This window comes from Prevotella sp. TF12-30, from assembly GCF_003436715.1.
Lineage (GTDB): Bacteria > Bacteroidota > Bacteroidia > Bacteroidales > Bacteroidaceae > Prevotella > Prevotella copri_A.
The window spans coordinates 191,580-212,351 of record NZ_QSQJ01000001.1 but is presented as its reverse complement, the minus strand read 5'-3'; the positions used below and the strand labels follow the sequence as shown (position 1 = coordinate 212,351).

Sequence of the window (20,772 nt, the reverse complement as noted above, 5' to 3'; positions counted from 1 at the left end):
TCTTACTTTTCTCCCATTTTGATGGCACCGAAAACTGCGTAGTTGATGATGTCCATATAGTTGGCATCAATGCCTTCTGATACGAGTGTGGCTCCTGCGATATCCTCGATTTCCTTCACTCGCTGTATCTTGGTGAGAATAAAGTCGGTATAGCTGCTCACTCGCATCGATCGCCAGGCCTCGTCGTAGTCGTGATTCTTCTTGAGCATCAGTTCCAGGGCTTCCTGGGCATGCTTGTCGTAGAGCTTCATCGCCTCTTCCGGTGTCATATCCACTTCATCCACGAATGGTTTTTCCAGCTGGATGAGTCCTACGATACCATAATTAATCAGCGCGATAAACTCCGGACGGATGCCTTCGCCTACGAGTGATTCTTTCTTGATTTCAAGCGAGCGGATGCGCTTCGCCTTGATATAAAGTTGGTCGGTTAAGGAAGATGGACGCAAGATTCTCCAAGAGGCTCCATAATCGTGAAGCTTCTTCTCAAATAATGCCCTGCATTCTCCCATAACAACTTTAAACTGCTGTTCTGTTTTCAATAAATCTGCCATAATAATTTCGAAATTCGGTGCAAATTTACGCATTTATTGTGAAATAGCCAAATATTTATTTTGTATTTTACATTATTTGCAGTAACTTTAGACAAGTTACGCTGCATCTCAACAATAAAAATAAAAAAAGTGCTTTTTTATTTTGTATTGTCTTCGATTTGCAGTAACTTTGCACCCCGAAATAAAATGAGTATGAGAAATTTGACCAATGCCGAACTGGCACAAATACTAGATAAGGATATTTTTCACGAGATTTCAGAGGCGGCGGATGCGCTGTCTGTGGAATGCTATGTAGTAGGTGGATATGTGCGCGACCTCTTCCTGGAGCGCCCTTCCAATGACATCGATGTCGTGGTGGTGGGTAGCGGAATTGAGGTGGCTTCTGCCCTCAAGAAGAAGCTGGGCAAGAAGGCACATCTCTCGGTGTTCCGAAATTTCGGAACCGCACAGGTTAAGTATAAGGATACAGAAGTGGAGTTCGTGGGAGCACGAAAGGAGAGTTACAACCGTGATTCGCGCAAGCCGATTGTAGAGGATGGAACCCTGGAGGATGACCAGAACCGCCGCGACTTCACCATCAATGCAATGGCGGTCTGCCTGAACAAGGACCGTTTTGGCGAACTTGTCGATCCGTTTGAGGGTGTCTATGACCTGGAGGATGGCATCATCGCCACTCCGCTCGATCCGGATATCACCTTTTCTGATGACCCGCTCCGTATGATGAGATGTGTACGTTTTGCTACCCAGCTCAATTTCCAGATAGAAGATGAGACTTATGCCGCTCTCTCGCGCAATGCCGAACGACTGAAGATTATCAGTGGCGAGCGTATCTGCGACGAGATGAACAAGATCATGCTCTCCAAGCATCCCAGCAGCGGCTTCTATTATCTGAAGGATACCGGACTGCTCGATCTCATCCTGCCGGAACTGGTGGCGATGGATAAGGTGGAGACCCGCAACGGAAAAGCCCACAAGAACAATTACGACCATACGATGGAGGTGCTCGAGAATGTTTGCAAGCATTCTGATAACCTCTGGCTCCGCTGGGCTGCCCTCTTCCATGATATAGGAAAGCCGAGGAGCAAGCGATGGGACAACAACATCGGATGGACTTTCTACAGCCATAACATCATCGGTGCCAAGATGATTCCTAACATCTTCCGCCGTATGAAACTGCCGATGGATGCCAAGATGAAGTATGTGCAGAAGCTGGTGGAGCTCCACATGCGTCCGATTGTGATAGCGGATGAAGAGGTGACTGACAGCGCCGTGCGCCGATTGCTGAATGATGCCGGTGATGACATCAACGACCTGATGACGCTTTGCGAGGCTGATATCACCAGCAAGAATCAGGTGCGCAAGCAGCGATTCCTGGATAACTTCAAGATGGTGCGCGAAAAACTGGTAGATCTTCAGGATCGTGACTACAAGCGACTGCTCCAGCCATGTATCGACGGCAATGAAATCATGGAGATGTTCCAGCTCAAGCCATGCCGCGAAGTAGGAGTCTTGAAGCAGTATCTCAAGGATGCCGTGCTGGACAACAAGGTGGCTAACGAGCGCGAGCCGCTGATGGAACTTCTGATGAAGAAAGCCCAGGATATGGGGCTGAATATGGCAGAAAACTTAAACAGAGAATAATTTTTGTTAAATAACGGCTCCCTGCGAGCCGTTATTCGTTTATTATTCGTAATTTTGCACCGCTTTTTAAAACTAAAAGCATTGTTTCAGTTTCCGTCAGAGGGCGGTATATATAATAAGGTATGACATAAAATAATAAATTATAATATAAATAGGTATGAAAATTAAAAACGTTTTGTTTGTTGCAGCAGTTTGTGTTCTTGCTGCTTTGACATCATGTGGTGGAAGTAAGAAGGGTGGTTTACCAGACTTCGGCGATGATGAGTTTGCCGTGGCTACCATCGGCACTTCCAGCGCCGCATTGCAGACTACCTATCCTGCTACCATCAAGGGTATTCAGGATGTTGAGGTACGTCCTAAGGTTTCTGGCTTCATTACAAAGGTTTTTGTACATGAGGGTCAGACTGTTTCAGCAGGTCAGGCTTTGTTCTCTATCGATAGCGAGACCTATCAGGCTGCAGTCCGTTCAGCTGCTGCCGCTGTCAATACTGCCAAGGCTCAGGCTAACACAGCAAAGTTGACTTACCAGAACAACAAGAAGTTGTATGATAGCAAGATTATTGGTGAATATGAACTTTCTACAGCAGCTAACAGCTATGCAACCGCTAAGGCACAGGTAGCTCAGGCAGAGGCTGCTCTGGCTTCAGCCCGTGAGCAGTTGGCTTGGTGTACTGTTACCAGTCCTTCTGCCGGTGTTGTAGGTAGCCTTCCTTTTAAGGTTGGTGCTTTGGTCAGCGCTTCTGGTCAGGCTTTGACTACAGTTTCCAACATCAGCACCATGGAGGTGTTCTTCTCACTCTCTGAGTCTCAGATCTTGAGCATGTCTAAGACCAATGGTAGCGTTCAGGCTGCTATCGCTGCGTTCCCAGCTGTTAAGTTGCAGTTGGCAGACGGTTCTATCTATAATCATCCAGGTAAGGTAGTCAAGATGAGTGGTGTCATCGATGCAACTTCTGGTTCTATCTCTCTCATCGCTCACTTCGCTAACCCAGAGAAGTTGCTGAAGAGTGGTGGTGCAGGTTCTATCGTGGTTCCTAACGATCATAACAGCGCTATCGTCATCCCTCAGGAGGCTTGTTCTCAGGTTCAGGATAAGATTTTCGTTTACATCGTAACCAAGGATAACAAGGTGAAGTATTCTGAGATCAAGGTAAATCCACAGGATGATGGCAAGAACTATATCGTAACTTCTGGTCTCCATGTAGGCGACCGCATCGTATTGAAGGGTATCACCAAGTTGACCGATGGTCAGCAGATCAAGCCTATCACTCTGGAGCGTTACAATCAGAAGATTGCTGAGGCTGCCAAGTTGGCTGAGTCTCAGGATAACGCTCATGCCTTCGCTGCTGCTATGGGCGGAAAGAAGTAATATATAATAAGGTATAAAGAAAAATAGTAAATTATGTCATTTACAAACTTTATAAAGCGCCCGGTACTTTCGACGGTGGTTTCCATCTTCTTCGTCTTGCTGGGTATTATCGGCTTGGTATCGCTGCCTATCGAGCAGTATCCGAATATCGCGCCGCCTACCATCACGGTAACTGCTACCTATACGGGTGCAGATGCCCAGACGGTGTTGAACTCAGTCGTTGCTCCGCTGGAGGAGAGTATCAACGGTGTGGAGAACATGACTTATATGACCTCTTCCGCGTCTAACTCTGGTTTTGCTCAGATCACCGTTTACTTCAAGCAGGGTTCTGACCCTGATATGGCTGCGGTCAACGTACAGAACCGTGTGTCTCAGGCTCAGTCTCTGTTGCCTGCCGAGGTTACCAAGGTGGGTGTCACTGTAACCAAGCGACAGAGTTCCAACGTAATCATGTTCGCTCTGACTACAGACGATGGCCGTTACGACGACCAGTTTGTTACCAACTACGCCCTGATCAACGTGATTCCTCAGTTGAAGCGTATCAGTGGTGTGGGTGATGTGCAGAGCCCTTCTACCCGTAACTACTCTATGCGTATCTGGTTGAAGCCAGAGAAGATGAAGGAGTTCGGACTGGTTCCTTCTGATGTTTCTCAGGCTTTGGCAGAGCAGAATATTGAGGCTGCCCCTGGTAGCTTTGGTGAAAGCTCTGATATGCAGTATGAATATACCTTGCGTTACAAGGGTCGTTTGAAGACTCCATTGGAGTATGAGAACATCCTCATCAAGAGCAATACTTCCGGTCAGACTCTCCGTCTGGGCGAAATTGCCAAGGTTGAGCTGGGTGGTTTGCAGTATAACGTAAACCTGCTCAATGATGGTCAGCCTGCCGTGATGGGTATGGTTCAGCAGATTGCCGGTTCCAACGCTACCCAGATTGCCAGCGACGTGAAGAAAACGCTTGATGAATTGGAGAAGAGTTATCCTCCAGGGTTGAAGAATGTCATCCTGATGGATGTTACCGAGTTCTTGTTCGCATCTATCGAGGAGGTTATCTTCACCTTGATCATCACCCTGGTATTGGTATTCATCGTAGTGTATATCTTCTTGCAGGACTTCCGTTCTACGCTGATTCCTATGATTGCGGTACCTGTGGCTTTGATCGGTACGTTCCTCTTCCTCTGGATCTTCGGATTCTCCATCAACCTGCTTACGCTGTCAGCCCTGCTGCTGGCGATTGCGATTGTGGTCGATGATGCCATTGTGGTGGTCGAGGCGGTTCACGCCAAGCTCGACCAGGGTTACAAGAGTGCCCTTACTGCAGCTATCGATGCGATGAACGAAATTTCCAGCGCCATCATCTCTATTACATTGGTGATGTCTGCCGTGTTCGTTCCTGTATCATTCATCGGTGGTACTTCCGGTTACTTCTACCGTGAGTTCGGTGTAACCATGGCTGTATCTATCGTTATTTCGGCTATCAATGCGTTGACTCTGTCTCCTGCACTCTGTGCCGTGTTGCTGAAGCCACACGAGGAGGGTCATGAGAAGAAGATGTCTTTCGTGGACCGATTCCACGCTGGATTCAACTATCAGTTTGATAAGATTACCAATAAGTATAAGGGTGGTGTCAAGTGGGTTATCAACCATGGCATCATCGCTGGTAGCTTGGTAGCTGTCAGTATCGTAGGTCTGGTTGCCCTGATGGGTACTACCAAGACGGGTCTGGTGCCTGATGAGGATACCGGTACTATCTTCGCTTGTATCTCTACAGCTCCTGGTACTTCTCAGGAACGTACAGCAGAGGTGGTTAAGCAGGTAGATAAGATGTTGGCTAGCAACCCAGCCATCGCAACCCGTAACGCCATCATGGGTTATAGCTTTATCGGTGGTGCCGGTTCTAACCAGGGTACCATCATCGTGAAGCTGAAGCCATTCGAGGAGCGTCCGGGTGGATTCTTCCACCGTATCAAGGAGGCTTGTACCGGTGGCGGTATTGAGGCGCTGTTTGTCAACCCAATGGAATATACTTCTGTGTTGGGTATGATCTACAAGCAGACTGCTGCCATCAAGGATGCACAGGTTCTTGCCTTCGCTCCACCTATGATTTCCGGTTTCTCTATGCAGAATGGTATTACCATGACCATGCAGGATAAGACCGGTGGCGACTTGAATAAGTTCTTTGATAATGTGAAGAAGTTCCTGGCTGAGTTGAACAAGCGTCCTGAGATTCAGACTGCCCAGACTCAGTACAACCCTAACTACCCACAGTATATGGTAGATGTAGATGTTGCCAAGACCAAGCAGGCTGGTATCTCTCCATCTTCAGTATTGTCTGTCATGCAGGGTTACCTCGGTGGTCTCTATGCATCTAACTTCAATGCCTACGGTAAGCTCTACCGCGTGATGATTCAGGCTGGTCCTGAGAGCCGTATGCGTCCAGACGATTTGAGCAAGATTTACGTTCGTTGTTCTGATGGCACCATGTCTCCTGTAAGCGAGTTCGTGAACTTGAAGAAGATTTATGGTCCTGCTAACATCACCCGATTCAACCTGTTTACCTCTATGGATGTTTCTGTAACTCCTAACAGCGGTTACTCTACCGGTGACGGTATGAAGGCGATTGCTGAGGTTGCCAAGGAGACATTGCCAGAGGGTTACGGCTATGAGTACTCTGGTTTGACCCGTTCTGAGGCTGAATCAAGCAACTCTACAGGTTTGATCTTCGCACTCTGTATCGTATTCGTTTACCTGATCTTGAGTGCCCAGTACGAGAGTTACATCTTGCCTCTGTCTGTGGTATTGTCTATCCCATTCGGTTTGGCAGGTGCGTTCATCTTCACCAATATCTTCGGTCACTCTAACGATATCTACATGCAGATTTCGTTGATTATGTTGATCGGTCTGTTGGCTAAGAACGCCATCCTGATTGTACAGTTTGCCCTTGAGCGTCGTCGTACGGGTATGGCTATCAAGTACTCTGCTATCCTGGGTGCCGGTGCCCGTCTCCGTCCTATCCTGATGACCTCTCTGGCGATGGTTATCGGTCTGTTGCCTCTGATGTTCGCATCTGGTGTAGGTAAGAATGGTAACCAGACTTTGGGTGCTGCCGCAGTCGGTGGTATGTTGATTGGTACTATCTGTCAGATCTTCGTGGTTCCTGCTCTCTTCGCACTCTTCCAGTGGTTGCAGGAGAAGTTGACTCCATTGAAGTTCGAGGATGAGTTGAACGAGGAGGCTGCTGCCGAGTTGGTGCAGTATGCCAACGCTGCTCACCACAAGAAGGGTATCGAGAAGAAGTAATAACGCAATGTAACTTCAAAGGAAACAATGAAAAAGAATTTAAATATCATCATATTGGGTCTCGCAGCGCTCTCTTTGAGCAGCTGCAAGACTCTCTACGGAAAGTATGAGCGTCCGGATGTGAAGACCAGCGGTATCGTTCGCGATGTAGCTTCTGATACAGATACTTTGGCTGTAAAGGATACTACTACCTTTGCCAACATCCCTTGGCGCAGCGTCTTCACCGACCCTCAGCTCCAGTCGATCATTGAGAAGGGATTGAACAATAATGTCAACCTCCTCAATGCGGCTTTGAACGTGAAGATGGCAGAAGAGCAGTTGAAGTGTGCCAAGTTGGCATTTGTGCCTTCTTTGTCTTTCACTCCTCAGGGAACCATCGCTTCCTGGGATGGCAATGCTGCTACCAAGACTTACAGCTTGCCTGTTACAGCCAGTTGGATGGTTGACCTCTTCGGCAACCTGCTTTCTCAGAAGCGCAGTGCACAGATGGCGCTGCTCCAGTTGCAGGACTATCAGGTGTCTGTAAAGACCAACCTCATCGCCAATATCGCCAACATGTATTATACCTTGTTGATGCTTGACAAGCAGGTGGAACTGGTTAACAATATGGAAGGATTGACCAAGAATACCTGGGAGACCATGAAGGTGCTGAAGGATACCAAGATTGGTTATCGCGGAACTTCCGTTCAGGCTGCCGAGAGCAACTACTATGCCGTGTTGACCCAGAAGACCGACCTGTTGCGTCAGATTCGTGAGACAGAGAACTCCCTGAGTCTTCTCATCGGCGACCAGGCTCATTCTATTGCCCGTGGCAAGCTGGAGAATCAGAGTCTTCCTGCAACATTCTCTACAGGCGTAGGCATCCAGTTGCTCAACAACCGTGCTGATGTTCACGCAGCCGAGATGAATCTGGCTCAGTGCTTCTATGGCATTGAGACTGCCCGCAGCAAGTTCTATCCATCTATCACCATTTCTGGTACAGGTGCATTCACCAATTCTGCTGGTGCAGGCATCGTGAATCCAGGCAAGTGGTTGCTTTCTGCTGTTGGTTCATTGGTTCAGCCAATCTTCCAGAATGGTAGAATCATTGCTGGCTTGAAGGTGGCTAAGATGCAGTATGAGCAGGCTTACAACACCTGGCAGAACGCCGTACTGAAGGCAGGTAGCGAGGTAAGCAATGCCCTCGTACTCTACAACTATTCTGACGAGAAAGGAAAGGTGGAGGCTAAGCGCATCGCCGTACTCGAGCAGAACGTAGCGGATACACGTAAGTTGATGTCAGAGGCTGGCGGTTCTTACCTGGAGGTAATCCAGGCACAGTCATCTTTGCTCAACGTACAGCTTTCTAAGGTAGCTGATGACTTCTACAAGATGCAGGCAGTAGTTAATCTCTACTATGCATTGGGTGGAGGAGCTAAGTAATGTTTAGTGTTAAATGTTAAATGTTAAATTATTATGGCTAGTATAATAAGTCCAAAGGCAGAGGTTTCTCCAAAGGCTAAGATTGGAGACAACTGCAAGATCTACCCATTCGCCTATATCGAGGACGATGTGGTCATCGGTGACAACTGTATCATCTATCCCTTCGCGAGCATCATGAACGGTACTCGCATGGGTAATAACAATAAGGTGTTCCAGTCAGCCGTTATCGCTGCCCTCCCACAGGATTTCAACTTTACCGGTGAGGAGAGTGAGGTAGTGATTGGCGACAACAATACCATCCGTGAGAGCGTGGTTATCAACCGTGGTACTCATGCTGGTGGCAAGACCGTTCTGGGCAACAACAACTTCTTGATGGAAGGTTCCCATATCTCTCACGATACAGTAATCGGCAACGGTTGCGTATTCGGTTATGGTACCAAGATTGCAGGCGACTGCGTGATTGGTAACGGTGTCATCTACTCAACATCTGTAGTAGAGAACGCCAAGACCCGAGTAGGCGACCTGGCGATGATTCAGGCAGGTACTACCTTCTCTAAGGATGTTCCTCCTTATATCATTGCCGGTGGTAAGCCTGTGAAGTATGCAGGTCCTAATACCATCATCATGGAAGCAGCCGAGGTTACCGAGAAGGTTCGCAAGCACATTGCGAATGCCTACCGACTGGTATTCCATGGTCAGACATCCCTCTTCGATGCCATCAACCAGATCAAGGATCAGGTGCCAGATGGTCCGGAGATTCAGAACATCATCCAGTTCCTGGAGAGTTCAGAGAAGGGTGTCATCACTAAGATGTAAAATTTGCTTAGAAGGATTTATAACCTTCAATTCACTATTATGTTTAGTTAAAATTCAAGTCATACCTATTTGAATTTTACTCAGTATTTTGAAAGGGCTGGCCGTGAGGTCGGCCCTTTTTAATGTTTGATAGCATGGGTGATACAACTATCCCTAATAGAAAAAGATTCTATCCCTAATGGAAAAAGCTTCTATCCTTAATGGAAAAAGCTTCTATCCTTAATAGAAATCTCCGTTCATAAGTTTTGAACGCACATTCAACGATGCTGAATACACATTCAACGTCGCTGAACGAAGATTTTTATTAGGCTTAGCAACAATTTCGGTTAATGGTAGCAATAAATTCCTCTTATGATATCCACAAATTCTATTAAGGATAGTCGTAATATCAATCTATTCCATCATCCATCACATACTATAATAGAGTCAAGTACCTTATGCAGCGAATCTCTCTACCCTTAATAATTAATTGAATAAATGCAAATAAATGCAATTTTATTTTGTTATCTCTTCGTTTATGTGTATCTTTGCAAACAATTTGGGTAATTACGCCCTTCCGGTCTGAAAATAAATTGATTTAGAAATGAGAAAGAAACAATATAAGCCTCGCAATCATCGTGGATTGCAGGTCGTTACTTTATGCATCAGCACCGCCATGGTGCTTGTTTTGTTGGGATTGGTCATCTTTTCCGTATTGATGGGAAAAAACCTCTCTTCCTATGTCAAGGAGAACCTGGTGGTACAGGTGATGCTGGAGCAGGATGTTACCAATCCTGAGGGCTTGCAGATGTGTAAGCGCCTGAAGGCACGTCCTTACGTGAAAGGTCTGACCTATATCTCCAAGGAACAGGCTTTGCAGGAGGCTACCCACGATCTGGGTACCAATCCTAGCGAATTTGCCGGTGTGAACCCTTTCCAGCCATCTATCGAAATCACGACACAGGCGGATTATGCCAACAATGATTCCCTGAAGTGGATAGCCAAGGAACTGAAAAGCTACTCGCGCGTGACGGAAGTAAGTTATCAGCACGACCTGATAGAACAGGTGAACAATTCGCTCACCAAGATAAGCATCGGCCTTCTTATCGTAGCTGCTCTGCTTACCTTTATCTCGTTCTCGCTTATCAACAATACGGTGAGACTGGGCATCTATGCCCGCCGATTCTCCATCCATACCATGAAGCTGGTGGGTGCATCCTGGGGCTTCATCCGCAAGCCTTTCATCAAGAGGGCTGTATCGGTGGGTGTAGTTGCGGCTTTGCTTGCCGATGGTTTCCTCGGTGGATGCCTCTATGCCTGGTCGCTTCACGAGCCGGAACTGGTCAATGTGCTCGGCTGGCAGGAGCTTGCCATCACAGGCGGTTCGGTATTCCTCTTCGGTATCATCATTACGGCTCTCTGTGCCAATATCTCGGTGAACAAGTTCCTCAAGATGAAGGCGGGAGATCTCTACAAAATTTAAACATTACACATTAAACATTATATATAATGGATAAGAAGAATTTAGCATTTGACAAGATGAACTTCATCTTGTTGGCAATTGGTATGGCAATTGTCATCATCGGTTTCCTCCTGATGAGCGGCGCTGGCTCTAACGAGCACTCTTTCGATGCTGATATTTTCAGTACTCGCCGTATTGTAGTGGCACCAACCGTTACCCTGATTGGTTTCCTCTCTATCATCTATGCGGTTATACGCAAGCCTAAGGACGAATAGAGTAAGACAATCAAGTAAATAAACAAGGGAGTAGGCTTTTCAATTCCCTATATATAATAAGGTATAAAAAATAATCAGTAATCAATGAATTGGTTTGAAGCTTTAGTGTTGGGACTCATCCAGGGTCTCACAGAGTATTTGCCTGTAAGTAGTAGTGGTCACTTGGCTATCGGTGCCCATCTTTTCGGCATCAATGGTGAGGATAACTTGACTTTTACCATCATGGTACATGTAGCTACCGTGCTGAGTACATTGGTAATTCTTTGGAAGGAAATCGACTGGATTCTGAAGGGTCTCTTCAAGTTCCAGATGAATGAGGAAACCAAGTATGCCCTCAATATCGTTATCTCTATGATTCCTGTGGGAGTAGTAGGTCTGTTCTTCAAGGATCAGGTAGAGGAAGTGTTCGGTTCTGGCTTGCTCATCGTGGGCATCATGCTTCTCGTAACTGCATGTCTTCTTACCTTCTCTTACTTCGCCAAGCCACGCCAGAAGGAGAATATTTCTCCTCTGCATGCATTCATCATCGGTCTCGGTCAGGCACTTGCTGTATTGCCAGGTCTTTCACGCTCTGGTACTACCATTGCTACCGGTCTTTTGCTGGGTGACAAGAAGGAGAAGATGGCTCAGTTCTCATTCCTCATGGTGATTCCTCCTATCTTGGGTGAGGCATTGCTCGACCTCTTAAAGGGTCTGAAGGGAGAAGAGGCTCTTGGCGGCATCGATGCATTCCCTATGATTGTGGGCTTCGTGGCAGCATTCGTTTCTGGCTGCCTGGCTTGTAAGTGGATGATCAATATCGTGAAGAAGGGTAAGTTGGTATATTTCGGTATCTATTGTGCTATTGCAGGTGCCGTTACCATCATCTGTTCAATCATTTAATATATGGATTTTAGAAAAGGAGAAATTATAGCCATCGACAAGCCTTATCGCATGTCGAGCTTTGGAGCATTGGCGCACGTCCGCTATCTGCTCAGCAAGAAACTCGGCTTCAAGGTGAAGATAGGACATGCCGGTACGCTCGATCCCCTTGCTACGGGTGTGTTGGTGCTCTGCACGGGTAAATGTACCAAGCAGATAGAGCAATTACAGACACATACCAAGGAATATACGGCTACTCTTCAGTTGGGTGCTACCACGGCAAGCTACGATAAGGAGCACAGTGTGAACCATACTTACCCTACCAAGCACATCACCCGTGAGCTGGTAGAGGAGGTGCTGAAGCAGTTTGTTGGCGAGATTCAGCAGGTTCCACCTACCTATAGTGCCGTAAAGGTGAATGGCGACCGTTCTTATGCCCTGCGCAGAGCAGGCGAGGAGGTACAGCTGAAGCCTAAGACCGTGCGTGTGGATGAAATCGAACTCACCGATTACAACGATGAGGAGAAGACGGCAAGCATCCGAGTGGTTTGCGGTAAGGGTACTTACATCCGTTCCCTGGCACGCGACATCGGTCGTGCCCTGGATAGCGGTGCCTTTCTCACAGCCCTCCGCCGTACCAAGGCTGGAAGCTTCTCGGTAGAGAACTGCATCGACTTTGATCATTTCCAGGAATGGCTCGATGCACAGGAGATAGAAGACAGCCTTGCCAATAACTAGGCTCGAATTTCGAGATATGACATTAATAGTAAATCATCTTAAGAAAGGAGATATAATATCACATGAAACTATCACAATTCAACTTTAAGTTGCCAGCTGCTCAGGTGGCACTTTATCCACATAAGACTAAGCGTGTGGTCAAGACTGCCAGTGGTGAACGTACATTCGAGATTACCCGTCGTGACGAGTCTCGACTCATGGTGCTCCACAAGAAGTCTGAAACCATCGAAATGTATAAGAAGGACGAGAATGGCAAGGATATGGTGGATGCTGATGGCAATCCAGTATTCCTGCAGTTCAAGGATATCGTCAACTACTTCGAAGAGGGTGATACCTTCATCTTCAATGATACCAAGGTATTCCCAGCGCGCCTTTATGGTACCAAGGAGAAGACTGATGCCAAGATTGAGGTGTTCCTGCTCCGTGAGCTGAATGCCGAGATGCGTCTTTGGGATGTGCTGGTAGAGCCTGCGCGCAAGATCCGTATCGGCAACAAGCTGTTCTTTGATGATGTCAACGAGATGGTAGCCGAGGTAATCGATAATACCACCAGCCGTGGCCGTACCCTCCGTTTCCTCTATGATGAGGATGGCAATCACGATGTCTTCAAGCGTTCGCTCTTTGCATTGGGTGAGGCTCCGCTTCCTCGCTATATCATCGATGCCCGCGAGGATCACCATGCTACTGAGGATGATATGGACGACTTCCAGTGTGTATTCGCTGATAAGGAGGGTGCCGTAACTGCTCCTGCTACAGGTCTTCATTTCTCTCGTGAGTTGATGAAGCGCTTGGAGATCAACGGCATCAACGAGGCTTACATCACCTTGCATTGCGGTTTGGGCAACTTCCACGAGATTGAGGTAGAGGACCTTACCAAGCACAAGATGGATTCTGAGCAGATGATTATCTCTAAGGAAGCTTGCGAACTGGTGAATAAGACCAAGCAGGAAGGTCATCATGTATGCGCCATCGGTACCAGCGTGATGAAGGCTACAGAAACTGCTGTAGGTACAGACGGAATGATGAAGGAGTTTGATGGATGGACCAATAAGTTCATCTTCCCTCCATACGATTTCGGATTGGCAGACTGTGCTGTTGCCAACTTCTATCATCCAGAGTCAACCTTGATGATGTGTACAGCTGCCTTTGGCGGTTACGACCTGGTATATGAGGCATACAAGAAGGCTGTGAAGAATGGCTATATGTTTGGTTGCTATGGTGACTCACTGTTGATACTTCCAGACTAAATGGTGGAATAAACAGTTTTTGTACATATAGAAGTGATTGATATTCAGTAGATGAACTGAGTTATCCACAGTTTTTATAAAAGTGTGAATAAGTATGTATAAAGTATATTTAGGTCTCGGAACGAATCTGGGCAACCGGAAGCGTAATATTCGTGAGGCAATAGATAAAATAGGAGAGCAGATTGGCGTGGTAGAGCGCCAGTCTGCTCTTTACGAAACCAAGCCTTGGGGCTATTCTTCACCCAATGACTTCATCAATTCCTGTGTGATGGTTCTCACCGCCATGGCCCCTCGCCAGGTGTTGGAGGCTACCCAGCGTATAGAGCAGGAGATGGGCAGAACCCTGAAGTCTGTAAATGGGGAATATCACGACCGCATCATCGATATCGACATTCTGATGATAGATGATCTGGTCATTGATGAGCCCGATTTCAAGGTTCCTCATCCTCTGATGGAAGAGCGCGATTTCGTGATGAAACCTCTGAAGGAGATATTATAGATGATTCCACATAAAAAGGTTGCTACTTCTTAAGGATAAAGACAGATGGTGGGGAGTGTCATTCCGTAAAAAACAGCGTCAAATGATATAAAATTGCTCATTTACACAATGGTACCTTTACTTTTCTTGGCAAAAAGCTTGGAAGTTATTGCTTAATTCCCTATCTTTGCAAGCAAGAACAAGTAAAGGTGCCATTTCTTTTTCTTAGGATAAAGGCTCTTTCTAGGAACGAACTGACAATTATTTAATTAATAACATAAACCGATACAATTATGAAGAAATCCATCATTTTCGTATTGCTGCTCTCTCTCTTGAGCGTACAGCAAATCCATGCACAGAAGTGGCTCAAGAAATTGGGCAAGGTGGCAGAAACCGTGCTTACTAATGACCAGAAGACTAATAAGGCGTCTGGCTCTATCCCTGGGTGTACAGTAAAATATACCAGTTGCGTAGCTAATGGCAACGATGTACACATCAACTTTGTGATTACCAACACCACTTCCAGTGAACTCAAAATGCACTTCAATGCTTTTGATGACGGCTCTTGTGCTTTTGATAGCAAGAATGTCAAACATCAGATGCACTTCTATTTGGGTGGCGAAAAGTTAGGTAACTATTCTGATAAGATGCTTCCTTCTAATGTACCTGTCAAGGGTATTATGGTGATAGAGGATGTAGATCGCACCATCAAGCAGATTAATTCTACTTTTGTCAAGGGTAAGGCTAATGATGTGGAGTTTGCGATTAAGTTGCCTACCCAGGTAGTGGCAGATGTCAAGAATACCAATTCCGATTTGGTAACCTGCTCATTGCCTGAGTTGCAGTTCAACTTCTTGAAGTGTGTTCGTCAGGGCAGGAATGTTGTGATCACTGCAACATTCAAGAATATCGGTAGCAAGGAATATGAGATTTCTGCTTATGGCAATACTCCTACTATATATGATGATGGTGGCGATGCTTACGAGTGTGATCCGGAAACAACCCTCTTGGGCAAGAATCGCTGGTTAGGCTATAATTTCTATACCTTGCTCGCAGGTATCCCGATGAAGGCTACGTTTGTCATCAAGAATGTCAGCACCAGTGCCACCGAGTTTAGCGTTGTCAAGATTCCATTCAAGTACAATTCTAATGGCGAGACCTATCAGTATATAGAGTTCCGCAATCTGCCTATCTCAGCGCAGTAAGTAGCAATCTTAATAAGTTGATATAAAAAGAAAAATCCCATCGTTCTTGCGAGCGATGGGATTTTTAATTCTGTTAAGCAATGTGTCTGCTTTCGCTGATTACTTACGAAGACCGAGGGCCTTGATGATAGCACGATAGCGATTGATGTCGCGATCATACAAGTAATCGAGCAATGCACGACGCTTTCCTACAAGCTGTGTCAACGCACGTGTTGTAGTATAATCTTTACGGTTCTTCTTAACGTGCTCCGTCAAATGAGCAATACGGTATGAGAACAATGCTATCTGGCTCTCAGCTGAACCAGTATCAGAGTTAGACTTTCCGTACTTGCTAAAGATCTCTTCTTTTTTTGCTTTGTCTAAATACATAGCTGTGATACTTAAAATTTAATTATTATGAATGAATGTTATGCACAATAGGACCTTCCTCACGGTGGTTTCCGTTAAAATGCGGTGCAAAGGTACAACTTTTCAGTGAATTATGCAAATTTTTCGGGATTTTTTTGTAATTTTGCACCCAAATTCATTAAGTATTTAAGGTAAAGGAAATGCAAGACATTAGAAACATTGCAGTTATTGCGCACGTTGACCATGGTAAAACTACCTTGGTTGACAAGATGATGCTCGCTGGTAAGCTGTTCCGTGACGGCCAGGATAACAGCGGCGAGGTGCTCGATTCCAACGACTTGGAGCGCGAGCGTGGTATAACCATTCTCTCAAAGAATGTGTCTATCAATTGGAAAGGTACAAAGATTAATATTCTCGATACTCCAGGACACTCTGACTTCGGTGGTGAGGTTGAGCGCGTGCTCAACATGGCAGACGGATGCCTCCTCCTCGTCGATGCTTTCGAGGGTCCGATGCCTCAGACTCGTTTCGTGCTGCAGAAAGCGTTGCAGCTCGGACTGAAGCCTATCGTTGTCGTTAATAAGGTAGATAAGCCTAACTGTCGCCCTGAAGAGGTGTACGAAATGGTGTTCGACCTGATGTGCGACCTCGATGCTACAGAGGAACAGCTTGACTTCACTGTGGTTTACGGTTCGGCAAAGAATGGCTGGATGAGCGATGACTACAACAAGCCAACAGACAACATTGACTATCTGCTCGACAAGATTGTGGAGATTATCCCTGCTCCTAAGCAGTTGGAGGGTACTCCTCAGCTCTTGATCACATCTCTTGATTATAGCTCTTACACCGGTCGTATCGCCGTAGGTCGTGTACACCGTGGTACTTTGAAGGATGGTATGAACGTAACTATCTGCCATCGTGACGGTACCCAGGAGAAGACCAAGATCAAGGAACTCCATACCTTCGAGGGTATGGGTCATAAGAAGACAGACCATGTGGATTCTGGTGACATCTGTGCCGTTGTCGGCTTGGAGAAGTTCGAGATTGGTGATACCATCTGCGACTACGAGAACCCAGAGCCACTTCCTCCAATCGCTGTAGATGAGCCTACCATGAGTATGCTCTTCACCATCAACGATTCACCATTCTTCGGTAAGGAGGGTAAGTTCTGTACATCACGCCACATTCAGGACCGCCTGAACAAGGAGTTGGAGAAGAACCTGGCTCTTCGTGTTCAGCCTTACGAGGACACCACTGATAAGTGGATCGTTTCTGGTCGTGGTGTGCTCCATCTTTCTGTGCTCATCGAGACCATGCGCCGTGAGGGCTATGAGCTTCAGGTAGGTCAGCCTCAGGTTATCTACAAGGAGATTGATGGCGTGAAGTGCGAGCCTATCGAGGAGTTGACCATCAACGTTCCGGAGGAGTTTGCTTCTAAGATGATTGATATGGTTACCCGTCGTAAGGGTGATATGACCTCTATGCTGAACATGGGCGAGCGTGTTGATATCGAGTTCGATATTCCTTCACGTGGTATCATCGGTCTTCGTACCAATGTGCTCACTGCTTCTCAGGGTGAGGCTATCATGGCCCACCGTTTCAAGGAGTATCAGCCATATAAGGGCGAGATTCCCCGCCGTTCTAACGGTAGCATGATTGCGCTGGAAACAGGTACTGCCTATGCTTACGCCATCGACAAGCTGCAGGATCGCGGTAAGTTCTTCATCGACCCAGGTGAGGAGGTTTACGGCGGCGAGGTTGTTGGTGAGCATGTTCACGACAACGATCTGGTGGTTAATGTAACCAAGGCAAAGCAGTTGACCAACGTCCGTGCTTCTGGTTCTGACGACAAGGCTCGCGTGATTCCAAAGACCGTGATGAGCCTTGAGGAGTGCCTGGAGTACATCCGTGAGGATGAGTACGTAGAGGTAACTCCTAAGAGTATGCGTATGCGCAAGGTGATTCTCGATCACTTGGAGCGCAAGCGTAGTAATAAGGATTAAGCTATAGCTTATATATAAATGGATCCGTGAGAATTCCCCTCTAATCGATTACTTAGGTATTCGATTGGCAGGGGATTCTTTATATTCAATATGGGTATGATATAGGTTATGAAAGTTTATCTTAGTATTGTCTTAATGTAATTAACAGTCATTTTAAAGAATAACTTATTTATGGCAAAAAATAAAAACCTAGATGTTATTTATATAATAAGGTGTATTTTTATATGTATTAGCTTTTGCACTTATAATGATGTAAAAGCTCAGCATATGGTGGCACGCCCTATTCCTTTTTTCTATCAGTTGTATTCTAATGAGGTCTTTGATATCTATCAAGATCGAACTGGATACTTGTGGTTTGGTATGACATCAGGTTTGGCTAGGTATGATGGTTATCGTTTACATACATTTAGATCTAATTATAAACATCCAGATTTATTGTCTGATAACCGTGTTGTATATATTACAGATAATGATCGTTATGTGTGGATAGCTACTGGTGTAGGAATTACTTTATACGATAAGCAGACTTGGAAGACAACGAAGATACTAGATAAAAAAATAAAAGATTTAGCAATTACGGATATTGTCACCAATCCCTCTACAGAAGAAGTTTGGGTAGCTGCAGGCAATCATGTTTTTCGTTGTTCCCCAGATGGGAAACAGGTTGTTGCTTATGGTTTGCAAAAAGATTCCCATGATATAGGTTTTCGCCAATTGTATGTGGATCGTGATAATCGCCTTTGGGCAATGACCTATTGTGGATTGTTTGCTTATGATAAGATACGTAATTCCTTTATAAAATATCCCCCAATGCCTCAAGGTGCTACTCCCTATACAATGTTACAGGATAAGCAGGGACATTATTGGATTGGTACTTGGGGTGATGGATTGTGGCTTTTTAATCCTAAGGCGTCCGACTCTACATGTTATCAGCGACAGATAGTAAAAATCTCCGGTACAAATGCAGAAGATAAGATTTTCTTTAGTATGGCTCAGGATGATCAGTTAGGCTATTTATGGATGCTTTCTTACGATGAGTTACACGCAATGAAATACCAGAAAGGTAAATTGGTACCAGTTGATATATCCGGAATTATAGATTCTCATAAGATGTTCACTATGATATTGAAAGATCGTGAAGGAAATCTTTGGTTGGGTTCATATGATATGGGATATACAATTTACTTTGATCATTCTGGAGCTGTGAGTTATACATTACCTAATCTGAAGGAGACGCTTCAGCATGATGCTAATATTGTTAATCTCGGTTATGATGGAGCTGATATGCTATGGATGGGACAAGATCGTTATGGGGTATTGCTCTATGATTTAAAGAATGGAACAATGACATCCGGAAGTACTCTTGGTTTGGGAGAGGTTTCTTTGATGAAGCGTTCTCATACAGGTGGAATGTGGTTGAAACTACGTAATCAAAATCGCCTAGTCAAGGCTGTAAGAAAGTCTCATGCGATTCAATTGGGAGAGGATGTTCAAATGAATGCTGTATTGGCAAATCCTGGTGAGATTGTAGATATGAATGAAGATAAAGATGGCAATTTATGGATTCTTACTTCAACGAATTTATATGTTCGTAAGCCTCATGCTGCAGCTGTTTATACATCAGGCAAGGATATTCTTCGTCCTGATGCGTTTACGGTGGATAATAAGGGTAGCGTTTGGGGGGTAAAAGGGAATAATATCTATCGGTATTCTTTCGATGGTCATAGTATTGTTTCAAGAACCGTAGGAAATATGAAAGTTTTGTCTGTAGGTGAATTGCCAGAACATCTATGTGTAGATAAGTTAGGTGCATTATGGGTAACTACTTCTTTGAGCAGATTGGTTAAAAGTGATGTTTCCAAAACGAAGTTTCATAGTCAGAATTATAGCCATTTATCCGATGGTGCTCTTTTGTCTATACAGTCGTCTGGAAATAAAATTTGGATATTGACTAATAAAAAGCTATTGAGTATTGATATCCATACTCTCAGAGAAACGAGTTATGAAGCCAATAGCGAGAATATTGCTGTGAAAGCTTTTCGTGGTTCAGCTCTTTGTCCAGATTTGAATGGAGGTGTCTTTGCGGGGGGACATAATGGATTTATACATATCAAGCATGATCCTGATAAACAAGAACTACCTCATAACTTTGGTTTCCGTGTATCTGATGTTCTCTTAAATGATATGAGTATGATGTTTGATAATCCGGACGAAGATAGCCATGAGGGTATTGTATATTTACCTGCAGATAGTAGAAATATCAAAATATGTGTGGCATCTTTACTTTATGCTCCTGGTAGGATTGAAAATGTGCAATACAAATTGGAAGGGGTAGATCCTGATTGGATGAATCTTGACATGAAAAATAGTTTTGTTTTTTATAGCAGTCTTCCTTCTGGTAAGCATCGTTTTATGGTGAGGTGGCAGAAAGCTGATGGCTCCTGGACCGATGCAGAAGAAATTATGCTTCTTGTGCGCAGACATGCCTTTTATGAAACTACGACGGCTTTTGTCATTTATGTCCTATTGGCACTAGTTGGTATATATTTCATAGTCCATTTTGTGCGTCGCCGGGCTAGTCTTTCAGCTTTGCGCCATTATCATAATCAGGCAAGAGTAGAACGGTTGATAGAGGAGAGTCATTTAAAGCGGCAGATGCCTGAAATGTCTGAGGCAGATAAAGCTTTTGTAAAGAATGTGATGAACTTGATAGAAAAGCATATTGACGATTCTGGATATGGTCAGGAACAGTTAGCACATGACCTGTTGCTTTCTCGTTCTACTTTATATCGAAAGATTAAAGCGATATCAGGAATGTCGCCTTTGGATTTTATTCGAAACGTAAAAATGAAAAAAGCATGTACAATGTTGGGACAGCATAAACAGTCTATTTCTGAAATAGCTTACTCTTTAGGTTTTACAAATCCTAAATATTTTACGAAATGTTTTAAGGATGAAATGGGACAAACACCATCTGAATATTTAAAACAGAACTAAATAGGGTATTCAATTGCTTCAATAGGGGTTCTTTTTGTGTCATAGAGCTAGAAATAGCCCTCAATGATACAAAAAGGATC

Annotated in this window: 16 protein-coding genes; 14 read left to right on the top strand and 2 right to left on the bottom strand. The window is 45.2% G+C overall.

Annotation, left to right across the window (positions count from 1 at the left end; genetic code table 11):
* Positions 1 to 2 precede the first annotated feature (2 nt).
* Positions 3 to 551: a DUF1599 domain-containing protein gene (locus DXD25_RS00900; RefSeq protein WP_158556270.1), complete on the bottom strand. Its 549-nt coding sequence runs from the start codon at positions 549 to 551 to the stop codon at positions 3 to 5.
* Between the two features lie 192 nt (positions 552 to 743).
* Between DXD25_RS00900 and DXD25_RS00895 the strand changes: the two genes are divergently transcribed.
* The 12 genes from DXD25_RS00895 (at position 744) to DXD25_RS00840 (ending at position 15,344) form a co-directional block, all read left to right on the top strand.
* A complete protein-coding gene (locus DXD25_RS00895; protein ID WP_117661359.1) occupies positions 744 to 2,192 on the top strand; it encodes a CCA tRNA nucleotidyltransferase in 1,449 nt (482 codons plus the stop codon).
* A gap of 157 nt (positions 2,193 to 2,349) precedes the next feature.
* A complete protein-coding gene (locus tag DXD25_RS00890) occupies positions 2,350 to 3,561 on the top strand; it encodes an efflux RND transporter periplasmic adaptor subunit (protein WP_117661358.1) in 1,212 nt (403 codons plus the stop codon).
* Positions 3,562 to 3,594: 33 nt separating this feature from the next.
* The gene (locus DXD25_RS00885) at positions 3,595 to 6,861 is read left to right on the top strand and encodes an efflux RND transporter permease subunit (RefSeq protein ID WP_117661357.1); all 3,267 of its coding nucleotides are present in this window, start codon (positions 3,595 to 3,597) and stop codon (positions 6,859 to 6,861) included.
* Between the two features lie 27 nt (positions 6,862 to 6,888).
* Positions 6,889 to 8,283, top strand: a complete 1,395-nt coding sequence (locus DXD25_RS00880; RefSeq protein ID WP_117661356.1) for an efflux transporter outer membrane subunit — start codon at positions 6,889 to 6,891, stop codon at positions 8,281 to 8,283.
* Between the two features lie 33 nt (positions 8,284 to 8,316).
* Positions 8,317 to 9,099: an acyl-ACP--UDP-N-acetylglucosamine O-acyltransferase gene (lpxA, locus tag DXD25_RS00875; RefSeq protein ID WP_117661355.1), complete on the top strand. Its 783-nt coding sequence runs from the start codon at positions 8,317 to 8,319 to the stop codon at positions 9,097 to 9,099.
* Between the two features lie 583 nt (positions 9,100 to 9,682).
* The gene (locus DXD25_RS00870) at positions 9,683 to 10,561 is read left to right on the top strand and encodes an ABC transporter permease (protein ID WP_117661354.1); all 879 of its coding nucleotides are present in this window, start codon (positions 9,683 to 9,685) and stop codon (positions 10,559 to 10,561) included.
* Between the two features lie 26 nt (positions 10,562 to 10,587).
* Entirely contained in the window at positions 10,588 to 10,815 is a 228-nt protein-coding gene (locus tag DXD25_RS00865) for a DUF3098 domain-containing protein (RefSeq protein ID WP_117661353.1), read from the top strand.
* An 84-nt stretch (positions 10,816 to 10,899) separates the two neighbouring features.
* Positions 10,900 to 11,697: an undecaprenyl-diphosphate phosphatase gene (locus DXD25_RS00860; protein WP_117661352.1), complete on the top strand. Its 798-nt coding sequence runs from the start codon at positions 10,900 to 10,902 to the stop codon at positions 11,695 to 11,697.
* A 3-nt stretch (positions 11,698 to 11,700) separates the two neighbouring features.
* On the top strand, positions 11,701 to 12,414 hold the full coding sequence (gene truB, locus DXD25_RS00855; RefSeq protein ID WP_117661351.1) for a tRNA pseudouridine(55) synthase TruB: 714 nt from the start codon (positions 11,701 to 11,703) through the stop codon (positions 12,412 to 12,414).
* Between the two features lie 62 nt (positions 12,415 to 12,476).
* Positions 12,477 to 13,661, top strand: a complete 1,185-nt coding sequence (gene queA / locus DXD25_RS00850; protein WP_117661350.1) for a tRNA preQ1(34) S-adenosylmethionine ribosyltransferase-isomerase QueA — start codon at positions 12,477 to 12,479, stop codon at positions 13,659 to 13,661.
* A 94-nt stretch (positions 13,662 to 13,755) separates the two neighbouring features.
* A complete protein-coding gene (gene folK / locus DXD25_RS00845) occupies positions 13,756 to 14,160 on the top strand; it encodes a 2-amino-4-hydroxy-6-hydroxymethyldihydropteridine diphosphokinase (RefSeq protein ID WP_117661349.1) in 405 nt (134 codons plus the stop codon).
* 272 nt (positions 14,161 to 14,432) lie between these two features.
* Entirely contained in the window at positions 14,433 to 15,344 is a 912-nt protein-coding gene (locus DXD25_RS00840) for a hypothetical protein (RefSeq protein ID WP_117661348.1), read from the top strand.
* Positions 15,345 to 15,443: 99 nt separating this feature from the next.
* Here DXD25_RS00840 and rpsO read toward each other — a convergent pair whose 3' ends face one another.
* On the bottom strand, positions 15,444 to 15,713 hold the full coding sequence (rpsO, locus tag DXD25_RS00835) for a 30S ribosomal protein S15 (RefSeq protein ID WP_022122065.1): 270 nt from the start codon (positions 15,711 to 15,713) through the stop codon (positions 15,444 to 15,446).
* A gap of 179 nt (positions 15,714 to 15,892) precedes the next feature.
* On the opposite strand from rpsO, the gene typA reads away from it, so the two are divergent.
* Positions 15,893 to 17,695, top strand: coding sequence for a translational GTPase TypA (gene typA, locus DXD25_RS00830; protein ID WP_117661347.1), 1,803 nt, complete (start codon positions 15,893 to 15,895; stop codon positions 17,693 to 17,695).
* Positions 17,696 to 17,866: 171 nt separating this feature from the next.
* On the top strand, positions 17,867 to 20,692 hold the full coding sequence (locus DXD25_RS00825) for a two-component regulator propeller domain-containing protein (RefSeq protein WP_117661346.1): 2,826 nt from the start codon (positions 17,867 to 17,869) through the stop codon (positions 20,690 to 20,692).
* Positions 20,693 to 20,772: the final 80 nt, after the last annotated feature.